24 protein-coding genes and 2 pseudogenes are annotated in these 20,634 nt (G+C 41.3%); 14 read left to right on the top strand and 12 right to left on the bottom strand.

Features of this window, described 5'->3' with window-relative positions:
• The 5 genes from J5O05_RS17640 to J5O05_RS17620 all read right to left on the bottom strand — a co-directional run bounded on the left by J5O05_RS17640 (position 1) and on the right by J5O05_RS17620 (position 5,409).
• Positions 1 to 1,350, bottom strand: a complete 1,350-nt coding sequence (locus tag J5O05_RS17640; protein WP_208844601.1) for a S41 family peptidase — start codon at positions 1,348 to 1,350, stop codon at positions 1 to 3.
• Between the two features lie 28 nt (positions 1,351 to 1,378).
• Positions 1,379 to 1,750 carry a hypothetical protein gene (locus J5O05_RS17635; RefSeq protein WP_208844600.1) on the bottom strand — a complete coding sequence of 124 codons (372 nt, stop codon included), beginning with the start codon at positions 1,748 to 1,750 and terminating at the stop codon, positions 1,379 to 1,381.
• 220 nt (positions 1,751 to 1,970) lie between these two features.
• Complete coding sequence (locus J5O05_RS17630; protein ID WP_208844599.1) at positions 1,971 to 2,534, bottom strand: hypothetical protein; 564 nt, start codon at positions 2,532 to 2,534, stop codon at positions 1,971 to 1,973.
• Positions 2,535 to 4,428: 1,894 nt separating this feature from the next.
• On the bottom strand, positions 4,429 to 4,887 hold the full coding sequence (locus J5O05_RS17625) for an acetate and sugar kinases/Hsc70/actin family protein (protein WP_208844598.1): 459 nt from the start codon (positions 4,885 to 4,887) through the stop codon (positions 4,429 to 4,431).
• 114 nt (positions 4,888 to 5,001) lie between these two features.
• Positions 5,002 to 5,409 carry a ParM/StbA family protein gene (locus J5O05_RS17620; protein WP_208844597.1) on the bottom strand — a complete coding sequence of 136 codons (408 nt, stop codon included), beginning with the start codon at positions 5,407 to 5,409 and terminating at the stop codon, positions 5,002 to 5,004.
• A 1,421-nt stretch (positions 5,410 to 6,830) separates the two neighbouring features.
• On the opposite strand from J5O05_RS17620, the pseudogene J5O05_RS22045 reads away from it, so the two are divergent.
• From J5O05_RS22045 to J5O05_RS17595, 6 genes and pseudogenes are all read left to right on the top strand, one after another.
• A pseudogene (locus tag J5O05_RS22045) lies at positions 6,831 to 7,022 on the top strand (IS3 family transposase); the annotation flags it as partial.
• 309 nt (positions 7,023 to 7,331) lie between these two features.
• On the top strand, positions 7,332 to 7,616 hold the full coding sequence (locus J5O05_RS17615; RefSeq protein ID WP_208844596.1) for a hypothetical protein: 285 nt from the start codon (positions 7,332 to 7,334) through the stop codon (positions 7,614 to 7,616).
• Between the two features lie 381 nt (positions 7,617 to 7,997).
• Complete coding sequence (locus J5O05_RS17610) at positions 7,998 to 8,567, top strand: hypothetical protein (RefSeq protein WP_208844595.1); 570 nt, start codon at positions 7,998 to 8,000, stop codon at positions 8,565 to 8,567.
• A gap of 17 nt (positions 8,568 to 8,584) precedes the next feature.
• On the top strand, positions 8,585 to 9,046 hold the full coding sequence (locus J5O05_RS17605; RefSeq protein WP_244370073.1) for a tyrosine-type recombinase/integrase: 462 nt from the start codon (positions 8,585 to 8,587) through the stop codon (positions 9,044 to 9,046).
• A 69-nt stretch (positions 9,047 to 9,115) separates the two neighbouring features.
• A complete protein-coding gene (locus J5O05_RS17600) occupies positions 9,116 to 9,439 on the top strand; it encodes a hypothetical protein (protein WP_208844593.1) in 324 nt (107 codons plus the stop codon).
• A gap of 443 nt (positions 9,440 to 9,882) precedes the next feature.
• Positions 9,883 to 10,827, top strand: coding sequence for a PPC domain-containing protein (locus J5O05_RS17595; protein WP_208844592.1), 945 nt, complete (start codon positions 9,883 to 9,885; stop codon positions 10,825 to 10,827).
• A gap of 294 nt (positions 10,828 to 11,121) precedes the next feature.
• Here J5O05_RS17595 and J5O05_RS22930 read toward each other — a convergent pair whose 3' ends face one another.
• The 4 genes from J5O05_RS22930 to J5O05_RS17575 form a co-directional block, all read right to left on the bottom strand.
• Complete coding sequence (locus tag J5O05_RS22930; RefSeq protein WP_208844591.1) at positions 11,122 to 11,310, bottom strand: RHS repeat-associated core domain-containing protein; 189 nt, start codon at positions 11,308 to 11,310, stop codon at positions 11,122 to 11,124.
• A 64-nt stretch (positions 11,311 to 11,374) separates the two neighbouring features.
• Positions 11,375 to 11,815 carry a helix-turn-helix domain-containing protein gene (locus J5O05_RS17585; protein WP_208844590.1) on the bottom strand — a complete coding sequence of 147 codons (441 nt, stop codon included), beginning with the start codon at positions 11,813 to 11,815 and terminating at the stop codon, positions 11,375 to 11,377.
• A 50-nt stretch (positions 11,816 to 11,865) separates the two neighbouring features.
• On the bottom strand, positions 11,866 to 12,168 hold the full coding sequence (locus J5O05_RS17580) for a DUF4258 domain-containing protein (RefSeq protein ID WP_244370071.1): 303 nt from the start codon (positions 12,166 to 12,168) through the stop codon (positions 11,866 to 11,868).
• A gap of 349 nt (positions 12,169 to 12,517) precedes the next feature.
• Complete coding sequence (locus J5O05_RS17575; RefSeq protein ID WP_208844589.1) at positions 12,518 to 12,823, bottom strand: hypothetical protein; 306 nt, start codon at positions 12,821 to 12,823, stop codon at positions 12,518 to 12,520.
• Between the two features lie 631 nt (positions 12,824 to 13,454).
• On the opposite strand from J5O05_RS17575, the gene J5O05_RS17570 reads away from it, so the two are divergent.
• From J5O05_RS17570 to J5O05_RS17555, 4 genes are read left to right on the top strand one after another with little or no spacing between them, the layout of a single operon-like run.
• The gene (locus tag J5O05_RS17570) at positions 13,455 to 13,778 is read left to right on the top strand and encodes a hypothetical protein (protein WP_208844588.1); all 324 of its coding nucleotides are present in this window, start codon (positions 13,455 to 13,457) and stop codon (positions 13,776 to 13,778) included.
• On the top strand, positions 13,779 to 14,129 hold the full coding sequence (locus tag J5O05_RS17565; protein WP_208844587.1) for a hypothetical protein: 351 nt from the start codon (positions 13,779 to 13,781) through the stop codon (positions 14,127 to 14,129).
• A 57-nt stretch (positions 14,130 to 14,186) separates the two neighbouring features.
• Complete coding sequence (locus J5O05_RS17560) at positions 14,187 to 14,717, top strand: hypothetical protein (protein WP_208844586.1); 531 nt, start codon at positions 14,187 to 14,189, stop codon at positions 14,715 to 14,717.
• A 59-nt stretch (positions 14,718 to 14,776) separates the two neighbouring features.
• Positions 14,777 to 15,274, top strand: coding sequence for a hypothetical protein (locus J5O05_RS17555; protein ID WP_208844585.1), 498 nt, complete (start codon positions 14,777 to 14,779; stop codon positions 15,272 to 15,274).
• A 1,364-nt stretch (positions 15,275 to 16,638) separates the two neighbouring features.
• Here the strand turns inward: J5O05_RS17555 and J5O05_RS17550 are convergent.
• Positions 16,639 to 16,848 (bottom strand): hypothetical protein, encoded by a 210-nt coding sequence (locus tag J5O05_RS17550; RefSeq protein WP_208844584.1) that lies wholly within the window; start codon positions 16,846 to 16,848, stop codon positions 16,639 to 16,641.
• 497 nt (positions 16,849 to 17,345) lie between these two features.
• On the opposite strand from J5O05_RS17550, the gene J5O05_RS17545 reads away from it, so the two are divergent.
• Positions 17,346 to 17,486, top strand: coding sequence for a hypothetical protein (locus tag J5O05_RS17545; RefSeq protein WP_208844583.1), 141 nt, complete (start codon positions 17,346 to 17,348; stop codon positions 17,484 to 17,486).
• 126 nt (positions 17,487 to 17,612) lie between these two features.
• Positions 17,613 to 18,119, top strand: a complete 507-nt coding sequence (locus J5O05_RS17540; RefSeq protein ID WP_208844582.1) for a hypothetical protein — start codon at positions 17,613 to 17,615, stop codon at positions 18,117 to 18,119.
• A gap of 130 nt (positions 18,120 to 18,249) precedes the next feature.
• Here J5O05_RS17540 and J5O05_RS17535 read toward each other — a convergent pair whose 3' ends face one another.
• Positions 18,250 to 18,936, bottom strand: coding sequence for a hypothetical protein (locus J5O05_RS17535; RefSeq protein ID WP_208844581.1), 687 nt, complete (start codon positions 18,934 to 18,936; stop codon positions 18,250 to 18,252).
• A 215-nt stretch (positions 18,937 to 19,151) separates the two neighbouring features.
• Positions 19,152 to 19,613 (bottom strand): hypothetical protein, encoded by a 462-nt coding sequence (locus tag J5O05_RS17530; RefSeq protein ID WP_208844580.1) that lies wholly within the window; start codon positions 19,611 to 19,613, stop codon positions 19,152 to 19,154.
• Between the two features lie 226 nt (positions 19,614 to 19,839).
• Here J5O05_RS17530 and J5O05_RS17525 point away from each other — a divergent pair, with 226 nt between their 5' ends.
• Both J5O05_RS17525 and J5O05_RS17520 read left to right on the top strand, forming a co-directional pair.
• Positions 19,840 to 19,998 (top strand): hypothetical protein, encoded by a 159-nt coding sequence (locus tag J5O05_RS17525; RefSeq protein WP_208844579.1) that lies wholly within the window; start codon positions 19,840 to 19,842, stop codon positions 19,996 to 19,998.
• Positions 19,988 to 20,582, top strand: a pseudogene (locus J5O05_RS17520) (Fic/DOC family protein). Before J5O05_RS17525 ends, J5O05_RS17520 begins: the two are co-directional and overlap by 11 nt.
• Positions 20,583 to 20,634 lie beyond the last annotated feature (52 nt).

Below are 20,634 nucleotides of genomic sequence, written 5' to 3'. Positions count from 1 at the left end.
TTAAGGCTTATCCGCGTTCGTTGTGGCTGCAGAAAGTAAAGCATCGTTACTGTCTGTGTTGTTTATAATTATATTAGGTTGAATTCCGCTAATTGCGTAACTTGCCGAGTTTTCGTCAGTATAGCGCTCGTTCGGTAACGCGAAAAGCCAACCATTCGGTAGCGTTCGTGGCAACATGTCGGAAAAATGCCCAGCAGTTGCTTGGCCAAAGATAGTTATTGCGGGTGAGCGTCCCAGCAATGCCATAACAAACGTTTCACCAGCACTTACGGTCGCTCGATTCACCAATACAGATAGTTGTCCGCGAAATGCAAAAGACGGATTTGGCTCTACCCTGACCTTGGAAGGCTGGGTCCATCCATAGATTTCTTTTTCAACACTCACAGCCTGCTTGTTATAGGCTAAATAGGGTTTGTCCGTAAAATAAGAAGCCATGAGCAGCGCTAAATTATCCGAGCCACCTTCATTATTTCTGATATCGAGGACAAGATGAGATGAGGTGCCTATTTCGCGAAACACTTCATCTAAGGTGTTACGTAGAAGTAGCTCTTCGGTGTTCCAACTGTCTTCTCGTGCGAATCCAGTGAAACTTCGAATTGCAAGATAGCTTTGATTAGCCGTTAGTTTGGCGAATACGATTTTTTCCTGCAAGCGAGAATGTAATTTAATATCTTTTCCATAAATATTGGATAACGTAGTTCGTATGGATGCAATGTCGACGTTTTCGGAGTCAGAGGCTAATAAATCATTCCCAAAATAGTAACCTTCGACGCTCGGTGCCACGAGTGCAATATGGGGATCTTTCAACGGCTTCACGAGCTGAGTTAAGTGCACAAAGAGTTCATGGGGCGTCATCGAATCAACCCGAGTATGTTTGGGTAAGAATGCCACTTTCTCCTTGGCGTAGGCGTACTGCTCGTTAAAATTAGCAACGAAAACTCGTGATACGACGGTAGGCGCTGAACTCATCGATTTAGTGCACTGGCTAGGAAGCGAACTAATTTTGTTCGCCTGCATATAGGTACTAGTATCAGAACGGTGCAGAACGAGAGAATTTGGAGCATCCCCTGGCACAGCGTACATATTCGCGTTGATAAAACCAGGGATCGTAACGGGGAAAGTCCATGTACCTGCCGTATTCAATTGGCCTGCAGTTAATCCGCTTTTGATACAAGAAAGTGATGTTGTTTCATAGATAGTGACGTCTGAACCGCTAAAATCAAACAAGTAACCATACCCTTTAGTTTGCCAAACCCCTTGCTGCATTGACGGTGTTTGCGCAGCATAAATAGAGAAACTGTTTACGACAAACATGGCCAAAATCATCGTTTTTGCTTTTTTTAACTTCATTTAAGATGTCCGAAAAGGAATAAAGTCCCTAGCAATTAATGTTGAGGTTTTTATTTCGGTGCCAAGCTAGTGCTGCAACTATTAAAAATCCACCGCCAATGACCAATAAAAACAGGTCTGGCTGTTCGTTACTGATGGATTTGTATGTTCCAAACCCAAGGAAAGCGGCAGCAAAGAAGAAATACATCAAGATATTCGTTGGTAGGAGTTTGCCCGAGGTACCAATCCCATAGAGCTGCTTGCTTTTATCTGTAATGATGTTTATTTCGGTAACATCTTGCTGGCAGTTTTCACTACACGCTAGTCCTCGGCCAGTATCAATGGCGCAGGTTATACACACGGCTTTATTACAGGACTTGCAGATCCCAACCGCATCGACATTGTGTGAAAAGCATTTCATCTAAGTCTCTACTCAAGTTGTTATTGATTGTATCAATACCTATAAAGAACACAGTAAATCAATTGGGTACAGATCACAAGGTGTCCAGTCTTAGTTACAGTCGCCCTCAGTTTCGGTCATTGGTTATGCTGCGTTAAGTGCTAAACAGCTAATTAAGAAAATACTTAACTAGTAGCCATTGAATACTAGAGCCGATACATACCAAAAAACTCATTTTTTCTTATGTGTTGATTATCCATGCAGAGATCACAAAACAAGCCAAAGAAATAAGAACACCCATAAATGGAATTTTAAACCAATATGTCTTAGCCAAGACTAAATACAATACTCCTACAGCTACTGGTAGAAGAGAAAACCAAATAGAATTCTTGATAATTTCGAAGTTATTTACAGCCAATGGTATATAAAATGCTGCCTGAGAACTTGGCAGGCTATTCAGAATTGATGGTTTTAAACGCTTCGCATCTCTAGACGCATAGGAACAAACATTGAATATAGAAACATTCTTCCCAATTTTTTCGTCTGTCATTCCATCAAGCTTTACTCTTTGCAAGAACCATTTTCTCCATCGATTGAACCAAAGAGGAAAGTCACTTTCGCCTATGATTTGTTCAAACAGAAGAATTCTACAATCTTCTTTTTCAAATACTTGCTCATCTTCATCTTCAAAACCAGGATTCAGAAAGAGCGCAACAACAGGGGCCGTTCTAAGATTTCCGTTAATTTGACCTGGCGGTACATCTAGTGCAAAAATATTTGTGTTTCTCGACGACTTCTTTGTCATCGGGATGTACGCATTCTTTATATGGGAGCTTTTCCCAAAACTTGAAAATCATAACTCAAATCCTTGATATTGCCTCACAATATGATGGGCTTTATAGTTGATGAAATGCCGCGAAAAGCATCACTTAGCGCGGCGCAGTTTGAACAATAAAAATATCTTTATCCTATGTCGCCACATCAAAACTTAATGTTTGTCATTATTCAACTGAATAATGACAGACCTCTAGGTGACGTTTAAAAAGCGATAGCTACCGGTTCTGTAACAATAGAGTTCGCACAGTGATATGAAAGATGGTGCATAATCGCAGATCTGGAATAATAATGTGTCTACCTTTGTGATGACTAGCTCCCACTTTTATTGTACTTGCAGATACAAACTACTTATTTTCGGCGATAAAAATGTACGAATTGTATTTGTGCCGCCACACTACCATCAAAACAATAGGTTTGTATCGAAAGTTAGGGACAACAAATTACTCTGTTTGAGTTAAAGTATTCCAGAAAAATGAAGACCCCAAATTCCTCGCGTTGTACATCACAAACAAATCATCCCTTTCAAATATCGAGGAACAGCTCTTAGTACAAGATAGTCATTTGTCATTATTCAGTTGAATAATGACAATCCTGCAAAGTCTTCGATAGTAATGCAATAAATAGCTCTTTAGAAAAAATCAGCAAACAGATACCTTCTTTGCAGAAACTACAAAGTTGGAGGATACGGCTAGTCCATCTCTCTCCAGAGGTTTGGAAATGCTATGTGTTGAAAGGAACTGGTTTTTAATAAAAAAGCCTGAAGTTATATTGATGTGCGTTATAGTGATGATATTCCGCGAAAAGAAGCACTTAACGCGGGGGAGTCTGAACAATAAATATATCCTTATGCCCTTGTCGCTACGTCAAAATTCAAGATATGTCATTATTCAGTTGAATAATGACAAAGTTCAAAAGAGTCCGGGCAGAGTAATAAAAGATAGACAAGTGGACTCTAGCAAAAAGTATAGACAAAATGATTTTGAATTCACATATTTTATGAGCTATAACGCTATCAATACCTAATCGAGAGAAAGTTGTGGTGAATTCACGTTTTGGTCCAGTAGTACTCTTATTACTAATAAGTATGCCGTTAAAAGCGACACAGTACTGTGAGTTAATCACAATTCTGAAACACAAACTCGGGAACTTTTGAAAGCGTACGCAGAGATCGAGCTTGCGGAGAATTTAGGTAAGACTAAGCTAGCTGCTGTTGAGAAACTGACTATTAACGAAGAAAGTTCAAGATACGACCTTGTCTTAAATTCAACGATATCAGCCAAAGAGCTACCGAACGTCAAATCAGTATTAAAAAAAGACAATCAACTCTGCACGAGCATTTTGCGGACTCAAAAGAATTAGGCAGCGATGTAACTGCCAAAAATTAGATCAAGTCAATCAAATGAACATAATCTGCACTCACCGTGATACTACCCATTAAGTCTTTAGCTGGCGTTTTCAACGGAGTAGCTTTTTTCCAAGGGACAAAAATTTCCTGAACAGTACCAGTTTCAATAATTCCAAGCAATCGAATACATTCGGTATGTCTTGAATGCGCGGTGAACTGAGCGAGGTGTCTATACAACAAGGATGATTTACTTTCACAAATTACCACTCCAAAGCTAGGTGTATTTAACTCGCAATTTCCCTACTCCGACGAAACATTGTAGCTGTTAACTGCGCATCTTAAAAAATAACGAAGCTCTTCCGTATGTGCGTTCCCGGATAAACTATGCACCTAGCGTTTAATTTAGGGAATTGACTGTTAGTTATTTTGATTCGAAAGTTAAATGTACCGGCCACAAGTCTACTCCTTCAGTTTACTAGGTGAGCTTTTAAGAGCAGCTCCACACTGACAACAGCATCTATACCATACTTGTACACCTTGTGATGAGGGAATCCACTCTCTCTACAAATGGATATATCAATGAGGAACCTCCATCAACAACGACGGTACCATCCAGGTTCTCTCCCATCCCAACGATGTTTTTGACATGATCGACAGCTTGTTTTATGTGTCGTTCAATAATAGGTCTACAATCAAAGATGACCTGCCCATCTTCTTGGTGTAATGGAAAACTATACTCAATGCCATAAATAGAAAACTTTCTGGTGCTAAATGCAGTATTGATTAGTTCAGGGTTTTGGAATGGCTTTGCTAGGTCTTTATCTGACTTAAGATATTCAAGACAATCTTTAACCAAAACACTCGTACCAAAATCAGTGGCACCGGACAATTCATAATTAGGCTTTAAGTTATTCACTACTAGATAATCAAGGGTAAGGTATCCTATGTCTATTACTAAAAAAGATTTGTTTAGCAAGCACTTTAGACTCGCATCCGCATCTACCGAACTAACATGGTGGAGCAGACATGCAAATGGCTGAGTTCCTCCCCAAAAATTACGACAAACGAAAGAATTAATTTTTGATACTAACTATTCAATAGTGCTTATAAGCTTATCTTGAAGATTGGTCCGATTAACAGGAAGACCTAAAGCTAAAAAATCGATGTCACTGTTAGGTTGCAACATTAGAGCACCTATGAGCAAAGCTCGATATTGTTCAGAACTGATATAAGAGTCATTTAAGTTCCTATGACTAAGTGTAGGTGTAGCGATATCTACATTAGGACCAACTTCGTACTGATCGTTTTCAATCGTAACTACCACGTTTCTAGTATCTTTCCCGGGTTTGAGTAACCCACCAGCCAATTCAAAGGATTGATTAACAGATGGATAGGTGATCGAGTTACAATAAGAACTACTCGAACTAAAAACCACCGTGGTAGTGCCGTATCCAACTTCGACAGATACAACTTGATCTCTCGCTTTACCTTCAAACAAAATTTTTTTATGCCAGACTCATATGACCCCACAAGAAATAAACGTCTAAAACTTCAATATGCCGCAGATGAACCAAAAAACCATAAATAAGCCAAAAAGCCACAAATGAGGCGCTTGCCATTCAGCGCCTGTGATTAAAAGCCGCATATAAACCAAAAAATACAAAAATATGTCACTGCACTATCAATGCAGGTGAACGAATGCCGTAAATAAGTCAAAAACCGCACACATGCGGCAATTTGACTTAAGTTTGGCTTTTCAATAGTAACCTTTAAGATTAATAACAGGGTGACAATAACTCAGCAAAATTTTGGAGTTATTTTATTGCGATTTATTTCTACATCTATAAATTATCAAAATGTGCTTAAAGCACAAAATCATATTAATGCTTTATAAAACAAACAAATAGAAAGCTAGGGAAAAGAAAAAGCAACAAGAGAATGTGCTTAATAAAGCACTAAATATACAAAAAACCTAATTTAATGCACGAAAGTTGATTAAGTTCTTGTAATTAAATAGGAAAATCAAGCAATGAAGAGTGCAATTGCAACAAAGAAGGGGTTAGCGCAAAAATTTTTATGAAAGTGCCGAAAAGCCTTCTCTAACAAGGCTTTCGGGGAAAATTCCGATTAGACAAGAAGTGCACAAATACACCCGTTTGTGCTTAGAAATAAAGTAATACACATATGAAAGAAAAAATATATACGCGCAGCTAGCGCAATTTGAAGAAGAGAGTATTCAAGACGAACGAGTTTTTGGATTATTAGCACTGCTAGAAGGATTGTTAACCTGCGTAGACCCATCGATGTCAAAACACATTGTTATCCTTCCAAGACTGCTCGTGCCGAAACAAAAAATTTCACGTGGCCTGGATGTAATAGAAAATACATTAGCTCAAGGAGTAAGGTGGCAAATGTACAATTCGATGATCCCAAAGCAATTAAAAAAAGTCGTTGATATCGATACAAGAAAGTTCAAATCAGAAACGGTACCCAAGGATGTCCAACAAGCAGTTTACCAAATAGCCAAAGACGCACACTTCTGCATAGAACCACTAACCAAATATCTGCAATGACACTAGAAAAGCAGTAAGAACATACAACATTTTAGCAGAGCAAGGATTTGCACCTCCAATAAGAGAGTTTAAGTAGATGAGTCGAATAACTCGCAAAAAAAAGTATCTTATTTTGAAGTCAGTAAGATATAAAAAAATACAATATAGCCGTACTACTAAACGGAGAAAAAGTATGGCTGCAAATCGAAGTCCCAAGCATCGTCACAACATTGAAAATACAAACACCAACTGTCCACTTCCCTTAACATGAGACTTGTTTTATTAGAGTTTTCTGTAATATCACAAATAGGAGACAACGATGAAACAGTCACGTTATACAGAGTCACAGGTCGTGTAGATCTTGAAGGAAGTCGAAAATCGGCGGCTCAAAGCAATGTTCGCGGATTTAAGTTTGGAACACCGGATCCTTAAAAAAAATCGTCGAAAAAAAGCTGTAAAGCCAGCGATAAGGCGTGAGCTAGTTGATTATGCGCGAGAGCAGCATGGTGCTAGTTTACGTCTTGCATGTCGCGCTGTTAGCATCAGTGATTCAGTCTACCTTGAGGTTTAAGTTCAAAAAAGCGATAGAATTCACACAAGATCCATAAACGACATCGGGGTTACGAGACCCCTTTGCTATGTCCTATACCGTCTAGTATCGGACATGGTAAAGACGGAGAACATGAATGTTCATTTGTGTAAAATCTTTAGACACAGAATCGGTCTAAAAATGCTGAGTGTTTAAATTCTTTACACTTTTCTCAATAATAACATCTTGTACCTCATTGTATTTTAATGGTATTTCTTGTGTTTATATATTGGCTCATATTTTGCTGTACATAGGTGTCATTGCAAAGGAGAACGTGACATGAATACAAATGGGTTAACAGAGAATCAGAAACTGACGATCACACTTTATCTCGCACACCCCGTGCAGGCTTACATTATCAGCCTGGCGGTATTGGGGTTGGTTGACGGCATTGCGTTCCGCCTCACAAGTGAAATTTGCGCTGCAGCGTCGCTGATCATATTTGCACTGGTTGGTATGCCTTCTATATTGGATGCGGCATTTGATCCTAAAGTGGGCCTCAGACAATTTGTGCAATGTTGCATAAAAAACAGCTACAGAACCCTTTTCCGGCTGTTACGTTAAGTTATGACTCCTTCGATTTGTGTCCACTCATTTTGTGGACACGAGCTGGGCCGGAGAAAATCCCCATTTCAAAAAATCCCTCAATGTGCCCTAATCCTCTGACAATTCAATTTTACCTTTTATTTAACATAATAATATAAGTAGCATAAATCTATGTTTACAACACCTATTTTAACGTGTATAAATATACAGTGTAAATTCAGCAATATTGAGACAATAGAGATTTTCCGTAATTACGGTTTTCGACGGGACTTTGTCCAAAACAACGAACAACAACCAGGAGCGGAGCTATCATGTCCGATACCCGATTTGGCCACTTAATCGAATTATCACCGCGGCACCAGGAGATGCTCATGCCTGCCAGCACCGATGTGGTGATCCATGGTGACGGTTCCTCCCGTCGGACTCCGGTCCGGTAAAATCCTGCTGGGCGACATACGCTATGACCCGACCGATCCGGTGTGTCTGTATTTAGCCGATCTCACCTCCGAAGAATCCCAACGCACCATGTATCGCTGCCTGCGTCAATTTGCCCGCTGGTTCTGCGATCATGACGAGGCGCTGCCGGAGTATGTGCACTGGCGTGAAGTCCGCCATGCAGACGTTCTCGAGTATCAACTTTACCTGCAATACAAGCCGGTGCCGACCGAAACTCCCGGTGCGACACCGACGACCAAGGCGTTAAGCCTAGCCACACAAAACCTCTATGTTATCGCGGTGCGCAATGTGCTGAAAAAGGCCTGTCGGATCAGCAGCGTAGTACCGCATAAACGAATCGATGCGCAGGTGTATCAGGAGATCTGCGAAATAAAACTACGCGCCGGAAAACGTCTGGCCAAGACCCGAACCTCACCGATACCGAATTTGATGTATTCTGGGACTCATTTACCCAAGGGGGCCGACAGCAGCACAATAAAAATATCCGTGACCGGTTCCTGTTCCTGGTCATGATCGGCGCAGGGCTGCGGGTGAATGAATTGGTCACAATGGACTGGCCGAATAACGTGATCGATAACTTCGGCACTATTCGGATCATTGGTAAAGGTAACAAGGAGCGTGAAGTGCCGCTCAATGCGGATGTGGCCAGCGCGTTGCGCGACTATATTGAGCAGCTTCGGGGTGACGGCCCGGGGCCGTTGTGGCACCCAATCAGTAAAGCGGGTCAGCTCGATGCTGGACGTCGACTGACCCCCGGTGGTGTACGAAAGATGATGCGGTTCCGCGGTTGCGAACTGACGGAGGTGATCACCCCACATTACTTGAGGAAAACCTTCGGTACACGTTTATTGCAGCATGGCGTCGACATTTTTACTGCTCAGGAGCTGCTTGGCCATGCCAGTGCCGATACCACGAAGATCTATGATACACGGGGCAAAGAAAGGAAGGTTGAGGCGGTTAATGTACTGGTTCGTAAGACTAAGACACTGTAACCACATACAGTTGGTGGTTGAATTGAAGCGTTGTAAAATGGCTTTATAACAGCATGTTGGAATGACTACATGATCACAAAAGAAGAAGCGATGGCCAATCTGCCTTACATCGAGGATAAGGCCATATATCAGGCTGTCAGCTTGGCCTTGTGGTTGCTCATTGATAAAGGTCGGCCGTTGAAAGCGTCCGTCGATATAGCCGCGGGTAAATTTACCGCCCGACCAAAGGTAGGGATAGAACGTCTGATCCGTGAAGTTGTCCCGGCCGAATTTTTTGCTGTGCGCCAGGCACCGGTAAAAAAGACTATCGGTCACCGTAATCAGCGGATGGATGCAATGACGGCTCTGTCGAATAAGCATATGGCTTCGATAGCAACCGAACCGGATAAATAGTCTATTTTCAGTGAACGTTTTAAGGCGCCGGCCAGCAGGTTTCATCTTTTGCTTCCAGTGCTGCGTCCTCGCTACTGACCAAGCGTCCGAAAAAGCACACCCATAACTCCATTAAGGAAATGTGGAAATTTTCTCTGGGTGACATATCGCGATATGGGTCATATTGCTTTACCGCGGGTCGGGAAAGATGAAAGTTTGTCGGAGGTAATGACCGAAAATTCAATGCTGTGGAATTGCAAATTATTTCCCTTTTGACTAGTTATTATCGTTAAACATCTTCTCCTATCAAGCAATCTTTGTAATTTCTTAAGTATTTCGGCATGGAGTGCATTTATCAGATTGCCTACCAATAGGTTAATTTTTAATTAAACAAATGTTATTTGCTTAGTAGCTTAGGTATGTCCGTGGTATGTTTGTTTTGCGTACAACTCAAGGAGAGATAAATGCGTAAAACTATTTTAAGTTCAATCATCTATTTGACTGCCATTAGTGTAGCCCATGCAACCACATTAACCTCAGGTGTTACAAAAAGCGACACCGTATCTAAGGGGCAGTGGCAGCATTACCAAATACCTGCTTTGTCGGATCAAACCAGGCTTACAATTGCCCTTACTGGCCTCAGTGATGATGCCGATTTATATGTTCGTAACGGCAGCCAACCTACTTTATCCAGCTATGCTTGCAGGCCATATAAAGAGGGCAAGACAGACGAAATATGTGGTTTATCAGTTATAGCTTCCAGTCAGATCCATATCGGGGTGTATGGTTTTCATGCCGCGTCGTATGACCTAAAAATAAACTTGGGAAGTGATGATAATGATCTGTCTTTTCCAGCTACGGGAACCGATTGGTATGCCATTATTGGTAGTGACAATCATACTTCTACCGGAGGTTATGAAAACATGGACGATACTTATGCAATCGATCTGAACCGTCCATCCAATAACGATGATGGACTCCGTGTAACGCCTGTGGCCAATGGAACAGTCATAGCAAGAAGCACATCGCTTGGCTTTGTACTCGTTCAGCATGATTCAGTTCTGACATTGGGGGACGGCACGACACAGAACCCTTGGTTCTCAGGATATATGCATATGAGTGGGACGTTGCCAGAGCTGGAAACGGTGGTTACACCGAACTCGATGCTGGGCAATATTTCTAATGTCGGAGCTGGCTCTGACCATCTGCATTTTGCGATTTATTCTGGGGACGCGTCGGATATTTCTGGGATGACCAGTATTGATATCGGCAATAAGCTGATTGATTTCTACCGGCATAACTTATCGAAATGGTATGAATGGTGTGGGAATACCTCTTCGGCGACACACGTAGTAGACAGACCATGGTGGGATAGTGACACGGCCCCGTGTCCATACCCAACCAATTAGGTTTTTTAAGTTATATAGCGCCCCCATGGGGCGTTTTTCGTTCTTTCAAGTTAGTAAAAATGAGATCTCGCACTGATTCTAGGCTGCATAAAATGGACAATATTTTAAATAAAGTCTGTAGGTTTTTTGTATGAAAAGACTTTATGTTTAAACCAAAAGAATGGTAGGCACTCGGTTGTATTTACTACTCACCCTGTTCAGTATGCCATACACAATTAGGAACAAAAATGTCAGCACCATCTCTGAAATTAACATCTTCCACAACAACACTGCCAACAGTTTTGCCATCAACCTTCATATCGCCCAAGACTTAATATGAGTACCTGTCGTCGCGGCGCAATATCCGGTCGGATCTGTTCCTACCAGAGGGCTATTCATAATATACGAATACGGGTTCAGCGACTGCGAGTTTGCAGGGCTTTGGATAAGCAGGTCCACCGATATAAACCGACACAGTTTGTAATCGTACACTCGACCGCTCATATGAAATAGTTATAAAAAAGCCGACATCAAAGTCGGCTTCCTCTGTTCTACATATCTATCAAGATCAAGTTGTTACTTCCCAGTGTTCTTGCACTTCCTCTAGCAGAATATTTTCTTGTGCTTCCTTTGCTTCCGCATCAGATAACAAATCAAGGAAATAGCTGACAGGGTTATTTCTCTCTAAGCTTTCCATGTACAGAGATCTCAGTGCAGCATCTGTTGTACGAGGAATATCAGATTGGCTTTTCTCATAACGAGCAATGGTTTGTTCTGAAACACCAAAACGATTTGCTAACACTTTTTGAGACAAATTCAGTTCTATACGAAGAAACTTAAATTCTTCGTGTGTTAACGGCTTACTACTATCCACGATGCTTTCAGCAATTGCTTTATGTAATCCATTCATGTCATCAATGCTGGTATACTCCTCACCGTCAATTTCTTCTACGGTAAAGCCATTCTTTAAGTAGACGTTGGATAAACCACTTTCTGTGTAATGGTACATAAACTCTCTCCTAGTCAATCCAAACAGTCACTAAAATCGACTTCGGATCGTCATGATGATTTTTTAACGCAACGGTGAGGCTCTATCACTTTACCCGCTGCCATTCCTTTCAAATTAAATTTCCAATTTCCGTTTGGCTCTTCGTAAGGGCCTTCTCTAAATACAGAGCGTTTGCTCTTTAGCAAAGTCAAAATTTGACCGGCTGTTACACCTCGTTCAATCATTCGCTCTTTAACGTGTCGGCTCCAAATGATTCTCCCCGTATGGTTTTCTGCGAGATCATTGACTATTTTTCTAGCCGTCACTTCTGTTAAAGGGAATTCATTAACCCCTTGGGGCTTACCTTTACTCATTAAGCACCTATCAATTTGATACCTATCATTCTGATAGGTTTTGACGGTATTGTCAATCTAGTTCCACTTCCACCACAATATAAAAAGCCAGCAAGATGCTGGCTTTCAGGACATTTTTGAACCTCAAAAACTAGTCTTCAGCTGAAGGGTGCGTCTTGTTATACACCTCCTGCATGACATGGTGCCCCAGGAACTCCAGGACAAGTCGCATATCTGCGCCGTTGTCGACTATGTGTGTTGCGTATTGATTACAAGAGCCACCTTTGCCGACATCTACCAGCTTGATGTACTTAGAGACTAATTCCGAGAGCTGATTGAGCCAGTAGGGCATTCCGTTGTTAGCCAAAAATTATGTTTCTCCTGATTCCATGCTGACCGTAAATGGTGCATTGACCAGAACCAGCTGTACTTCGTTTTGGTTCAACACTGGCTTGAGCAATCTTCTACCAAGACGAGGGCGTTCAAATTTTAAATAAGTTCCGCTGATGGCTGAATCGCGATTTTCCGAAAGCACAATTTTCCCATATTGAACTACAAACAGCCGACCGTTTGAAATGTTCAACTCCCCCGTGAAAAACCCTACCTTTAACCATAGAAAATCCACATCTACGTCTGCCTGCTTCTTATTCCATTGTTCATTAAATTTAGCTTCCATCTGACTAATGTTGGGGTTTTGGAACTTGCTCACACCCCAGTAAAAATATGGTTAAGAACATGGTCAAAATTAGCACTCGCATTAGTTACGCTCTTTGTTTCGTCAGAATGTTATAGTCATGCAACGAGATGGATTTAACGCCACCGATTAAAGCCCCCTCCATGACAAGTGGGTTCTTTGCACTCATTCGAGCAGACCAGCAGACTTAGTTTTTTACGACGGCACGAGCAATGACATGCTGTGTGTGTTTACCCGTTCTAGCCAAAAAGATAGCGACTGAGTGCCCCGGTTGAATCATTGTTTTGCACGGCGTCCGTTCGAACAGCGGCCAGCACCCTAAGTTAAGGATGGCTCTTTTGCTGATTCTAGAGCATTCAGGGGAGTGCCGTCTTTGCAGTGACCTGTGCTCTTTACCAATAAATAGTGTGTATTTTCTTTCGACATGAGATGCCCTTACTTTCATTAGTGATGACTTCAAAGTATCACGGATAAAAATAACGCAAGGCTCAACACCCTATGTTTTCACAAAATGATTAATTCCTTAAAAAAGAGGTTTTATTCCGTCAGGCGAATTATTCCTTTCCATATAATGATTCTGTACTAACAAAACCATTTTAATTGGGAAAATTGTATGGATTTAGAGCAATTAATTAAAAATTGGAGAGGTCAAACTAAAGCACAGCAAGAAGGACTCAGTGCGAAAGTTGCATTGTCGCATGTAGACCGGCTAAACAATGTCTTTATGTTCAAAGTACTTTTCACGAACGAACAAGGCACAGCTGTCTGGCCCCACAGCTTTAGGTGTGATCAATGGAGGACAGTGAAAAAAGAAATCAACAGCATCTTTGGCGATAGCCTAAAAATTTCTACTGACAATGTGTATTTGATCAGCGATATAGACCGTATTCCTGCGGACAACATTGTATATTTGGACTTAGCCAGGCGAGCTAAGTAGATGAAACTTGATGCCTTTCTTGAAAGCTCTGTATATCGGTTGGTTGATCTGGGGCAAGAGCCGAAGTTCGCGATGAATATTACCTCATTGAAAGAGCATGATGTTTATGAGGTTCTCTGCCTTGCTTGTAGCGGAGAAGCTAGGTACACCAAATACAATAATACCATTCGGTGTCGTGATTGCTCTAAAGTGATGACGGTTTATGAGGGGTTAGCTCGATTGTATCCTGAGAAAAAGCAAAAAGGACTTCTAATGCTTTTGCAGTCACTGTCTGGTATTGATATCCCAGAAATGTATTTCTATGAAGATTTTGACTTAAACCGGGGGAACGTGAGGCGTTTGAACGATTAGGGATCCAAGGCGCTCACTGGACATCGAGTCCCTTTTGTATTTGTCACCCCTGAATCCTTGAAAGACATTAATAGCTATTTGGTGGACAGTGTTGAAGAGCACTGTGGCGAGCTATGCTTGCTATGGATAACAGATTCTACCGTGGAAATTGTTAATGCATTTAATCCTACAACCCAACCGACATGGCCAGCCGCTTTCATAACTCACTCGGTTATTCAGTCACGAAAGTTAAATCAACTCGTCGTGACCCAGCCGTGGATAGCTGCAGCACTCAACAATCGCGAAGTACCTGCAGTTGCTTTACCTAAGGATCCGTGCTCAAAGACGATTCATGATGTGATGGCACTGAAGTACGAGAAAATTTATTACCTTGACACCGATATTCATCAATTGCCCGACCAGTTACTTAAGTTAACTCAAGGAAAATTGGAATTCATTTGGAACAAACCTACCGCGACTTTCCCTGATGCTTTACACAGACTAAGTGATAAATCTCTACGCACAAATCAGTTCTTTAGCGACCGTACAACAGAGGTGTTCGAGTGGGCCAAGGAACTCGTTAATGGCGGATGCTCAGGCTCTGTGTAGTTAGTAAAGCTGAGAGAACAATATGGTATTGACGTTAAAATTAGAAAAGTGAAGTAGCTATGCAATTTTCAAAGAAAGAGACAAGGCGCATCAAAGAGCAGTTCGACGCTTGGTTAAACCAACGTGGTGATGATATTTCGTTGAGTGAGGTGTTTGACGCAAAAACTGCCTTAACCAAAGAATTGTTTTTTAAGCATGTACTCGTTCATACGTGTATGCATTCCCCTATCTTTAAAGCAACGAGTACTGAAGTCCAGCCAGAACTTGAGCGTCGGCTAGCGGAAGCAACAGAGACCTTCTCATCTTCGCATGTTTGTAAGCTATCGGGAGAAAAAATAGTCGAACGAATGGATGGAGCCTTTGAACAGAAATTACGACCATCCTCTGCCAAAAAGTTAGCAGGTACAATAATGGATATTGCCAGGTGGCTTGACCAATTCGAAAAAGATGCCGCGCTAATACTCACGATTAATCGATATACTTCCAGCCCACTCACAAGAAACCGATTGCCCTTGGTATTGTGTACGCGTATTCTCGGATTAAGCTTAAGCTTTTAAAACGCTTGTCTCATGTTGGCAAATATCGGCTTTCACGACTTTGGAAGCGTGAATAAGTCCACACTACAGAGACTGCATGAGTTAGGGTTGATCCCAACTGAGAGTCCCACTGCACAGCTACCAATCATCGCATTAGAGACCATACAAGCTATAGCGTCTATGGTAAACAAGAAAACCGCATATGTCTGTGAGGTTCTTAAGCAACGCTAGGTGAACTAGTACGTTTTGGCGATTGTTGTCGGTACCGTTGCGATAGCGTAATTCAGGTCTTTACGTCAAACTAAAACGACTTAACTTGCTTTGTCATAGGAGGCGATATGAAAGCTCTAATAGGAACTTTAGCAAAGTTGATAAAAGGCGACCCTGAGGGTCATAAACAATTAAGGAAATTTATTGCGAATGGTTCAACTGAATTTGTCGTAATCACACTGTCGAACGGGAAAAAATATAAGATATCGACTCGCTCCCCGAAAGAACGTGCCGTATGAATATCGCTTTCCCAGCTTTTTTTATCGATCACTTAGCGAGAAAACCCAGTGCTCTTTAGTCGCTTTAGTGATATGTTTCCTTAAGTACATGGTCATTTTTAAACGTTTTTTCTTCGATTCTTCCTAAGGTGAAATTGATTTAAAAATGTACTAGAATAGATTGTATGAACTTAATAAGGCCAGATTATGTCAGCACACATCAGCTACGCAATCGTAATGGTCAGTGGATTATGTTTTGTAACTTTAGCTCTATTTGTTACAAAAAAAGTCGCTGATAGACTAGATAGAAAAGAAAATAAGGTAACGCACAAGTAATTACCTGTATCCCATAGTGGGGGGCTCTCCACTATGGAAAGTCCTCCTTGTTTATGTCTGTAGGAGAACATATGAATACTCTTTTTCTACTCATCACTTCAATTCTTTCTAAAATTCTCACATCACCACAAGAACCGGAGCTAGCAATCCAGCTTACGTCTAAGGCCGACTGCATGGAAATTCTTTATCGCATTAGCGAAAGCACTCAGCGAACAAAGCAATGCATTGAACGTGTGGAAAGAATGAACAAGCGAGCAACAGAAATTTTAGCTCGAAATTAGACAACGCTTTGCGTTGTCTTCCCTAAGCGCAGTAGAACTGTATTTAGGGAAAATAACGTGAAGCGGAGTTACTATGCAAACAAACAATATCGTGCATATGTTTAATGCACATACTTCAACTAACATAGTTGGCCATATCCCCGCTTTGCAAAATCGCATTCGCGAACTGCAAGCACAGCTCCCTTTCCTCTTTCGTCAATTTCATTTCTTTAGTTTCGCCTTTTGAACTCTTCCCTGTGGCTTGAGAAAGTCGTTTATACCTAAGAGCCAAAGCTTTACTTCAGTAAGCATACCGATGAAGTGTTGAAAACGCATCTAGTAGCTCTTGGTGTTGAGCTTCAATCGAAAGACCAATTTCAATTCGTGAATTGATGTGTGTCACGAGAAGTTGTATCCCACTAATAAACTCAGTCAATACGTTTGTATGGCCTATTTGTCGAGCGCTGAGTAGTGCAAAATTGTCAGGGTTCATATCAGTTACTCTAATCATTGGAAGGTCACCTTTGAACATAACATCAATCTACATAGCGCAAATCTCAGCAAGTTATTTGTCTTACTGCACAAATCAAAAAAGAAGTTTCCATATTGGGTTGTAAATAAACTGCTGACAATTGCGTCGAGTAAATTAACAATTCTCACTGAACTAAAAATCCACATTTTAACGCTCTCGTCATGACCTTAGGGTACATAAGGGATAATGCAAACGCCTGAAGAATATGAAGTGACCAAGCGTGTACTTAAATTGCTCAAATTGAACAAGAAGCGCCATGGTATAACTAAAAGGAGTTTTTTGAAAAGCTTGGTATCGGTTTGACTACTCTCGATGATTATCTAAATGGTACGAGTTCATTTCGACCTCGGAACATTGATGAAACTTTCATCGATACTTAAAGTAAAACTCTCCGACTTACTTGAAGGAACCTAAGCATTTTGTCAGTTAGTAAACGAGGATCAAAAAAGTGAAAAAAGAAGAAGATATTAAGAACTATGTTGATTAACCACTGTCACCTGGTCGCTGGTGGTGGTTCTAAAGTCCTACCCGAACGAGGTGGAACTGAGTTAGCTAAGTTGAGTCCAGATATCCCGCCACCTCCACCACTTGTCGAAGAACTAACAAGCAATGGATAAATTATGAAGCCAATCTATGCCCTTCTTATACTCGCTGCTTTGATTGGCGGCATTGACTTATTGTCGATAAGTCAAGCAACTGGTGCAGACTACAGAACCGAGCTTTCGTACGTATTGGGGTGAAGCGTGTTGTTTTTCCTCAGTAAAGAAATGGCCAATATTCGCTCCATTTTAGGTTTGATGATTTTTCTAATCCTGCTTGAAGAAACATTATTCATGTTCATCTACTCCGCTTACTCGGTTTTACCCTCGTTTGCAGCAGAACTATTAGCCTTAGGTGCATTTGTGCTCCTGGACTGGTTGGCTTTCTTCATTTTTAAGAATCGCTGGTACCTAACAATACTAAGTATTAAATGGTTAACCCTCAGTGAAGATAATGCTGGGAAGTACGGACCGCACCCTGTAGATGCTCCGCTAACCGGGGTTTTCCTCATCATGTGGATTTACAGCCTGCTAACCTTCATAGAGGCTTTCGCTGTGGAGTTTGCGGAATTCCCAAATATGAACTTCTTCTACGACACAATCAATGGAGTCCGGTCGTTCGGCCTTGGATTGGCGGTGGCCATAAGCGTTGGCGGCTTTATTAATTCGTGGAAGCAACGAGCGAAATTCCATGAAGTAGAACAACAATAAAAGCGGCTAAGCCGCTTTTTTTCATTTCAAATTAGCCTGTAGATATCCTCACCCTACTTTTTAGTACTTTATCGAGTGAATAGCTGCCGCTTAATTTATTGGTATCAAACTCCCATTTGCCCTGCCTGCGCTAAAATGCAGCCACGCACGCTTTCAGTTCAGCCATCATCTTCAGGTCTGGTTTACCTGCTGCTTTTTCACCACCATTGCGTCGTGGGTTCTCTATGACTTCCAATAGGGAAGCTTTGAGTTTGCTCAAATCGGGCGTAATTAGTTGAATGCTTGATTGGGCTTTACGTAGTTTTCTTCGTACTTCATCTATTCGTTCGTTTACAAAGTTGTATTCAACACCTTCCCCTCTTACAGGGAAAAGCTTTGTATACATACAATACATAGCAACAGATGCATTTTCATAATTCGTAGCCTGAACAAGAAATTGGTATCTTTGAGAAGTAATAGTAGCACCAGAACTTAACGCTACCCCTGTAAGAGCTGTTTCTATTGACTTGGAGACACCACCAATCACACCTAACACGCCCCCGGCGAACGTTAAATCATTTGAAATGTATTCGTTGCGACGAAGCTTATCACTGTATTTTTGATAGGCGTCGCCATATATTTTTAAATTTTCAATTGCCTCGTCAATGTCGACTGCAGGCATTAACCCCCCTCGTTTATAATCAGGTGTCCGACGAACTAAGGTACCATCACTCTTTTCTTCTAGAGCGCTCGGTTCTTCAACAGGTAATGGGTAATAGCTTGCACAGCCAGATAAGAGAGACAACAAAGCTATAATGGATACTAATTTTGAGTTCATGGACATGTCCTTATTTATATGACGCTAAACAATGTTTAGCAACAATCCTTGCTAATGGCCATTAATGGGGTGCAGATTAGCGGCAAAGAAAGTGAAATTCGCCTATCTAACTGTGGGTTAGCAATAGTTTAGATTCTGGTTGATTTTTGGAGCTACATTCTCAAGGAAAATGTGCGATTAAGCGTAGGATGTATTCGACATGGCCAGATGAAAAACTACCCCTCACTAAGACGGTTGAATGCAAATTTCGTGCTTTCGTTATATTCCCAAAGTTCAACATCATCAGGTATTAAGTGTTGATAAGTTCGGATGTAATATTCAGCCAAAGTCTCATTTCTTCTTGCATTGAAATCATATTGAACAAACAAAATTTTTCTAAAATCAGAAGGAGCTGTGAAGAAGTAGTACATGGCCTCATTCCATACTGTCAATTTTGCACTCGGGACGTGGCCACCAGCAGTCCACGTGTGAGCCTTGCACTCGACTAGAATCTTTTGTTCAGCACATCCAAGATCGAACGCATGTTCTTTCTTCAACTTGGAGACCCCTACTTCAATTTTAAAATTGGACGTCAGTTTTATGTCTTGATTCTGAAAAAACTGTGATGCATTTAATTCAAATTCACTTCCGACATGGGCGTTAGATTTTGAACCTATCCGTTGAAATGGCTTATCCATAAAATTCCAGAGTGTTTTCGTCGTTTAAACCACAACCTCAAAGCCAACAATGTACTCATCGACAGAGCGAGCCTTTACGACGAAGGTAAAAAGGGTTGCCCCATAAACTGCATTGACAACGTTTGCGGATCAAATTTCCCTTTATCCAGCTTATGGTATTTCACCAATTGTCGTAATGGCATTTTATTGCCTTGTCAGTTAGAATTGAAGTAACACAGGAGGCGTTATGACAAACAGTGTTGCTAAATTAGAGACCGAGCGCAAGACAAAGTTTACCCCCAATATGGAAAACTTTAAGGTCAGTTTGAGCTACGAAGGCCTTTCACTGAGAAAGGATAGTGAAGGTAAAACGATTGCGGATTTAAAACGCAAGTATGCGCGATAAGTACGGGGTAGCACACGATAAGTACTGCTACCCAGATTCCGATGTTTTAGTAAACCTTCTCGATATTCGTGACCCAGACGAATTAGCGGAAGCCGAGGCAGAATTTTCAGCTGAACGCTACAGAACATACGAACCATCCCAATTATCTCTATCCGACTTTTCATTCACACATTTACAGCATCTTCACCATCACCTTTTTCAAGATCTATACGAATGGGCCGGTAGACTTAGAGACGTAGACATATCAAAGGGAAGCACGCGGTTTTGTACTTTCATGCGCATCGAGTCTCGAAGCGACAAAGCTGTTTCGAACCGTCCCCGCATTAGCTAATTGTCGCGACGATAATGAGTTGATAGATCTCGTTGCCGATCTATTCTGTGAAATGAACCTATTGCATCCGTTTCGAGAAGGGAATGGCCGCGTTCAACGTTTCTTTTTCGAAGAGCTTTTGTTTGCGCTTGGTTATAACGTAACATGGCCAAAGATATCTAGACAGGAATGGATAGATGCGAATATCGCTGGGGTTCACTTAAACCTTGAACCGCTAAAAGTTATTTTCTCTCAAGCGATTACGAAGTCATAAAGACCAACAATGGACGAGGTTATAAAGTCGATTATTTCGCTATAAGGCAAGA

This window comes from Pseudoalteromonas xiamenensis (genome assembly GCF_017638925.1).
Classification (GTDB): Bacteria; Pseudomonadota; Gammaproteobacteria; order Enterobacterales; family Alteromonadaceae; genus Pseudoalteromonas; species Pseudoalteromonas xiamenensis.
The sequence above is the reverse complement of the archived record's forward strand: the minus strand, read 5'-3'. Positions and strand labels throughout refer to the sequence as shown.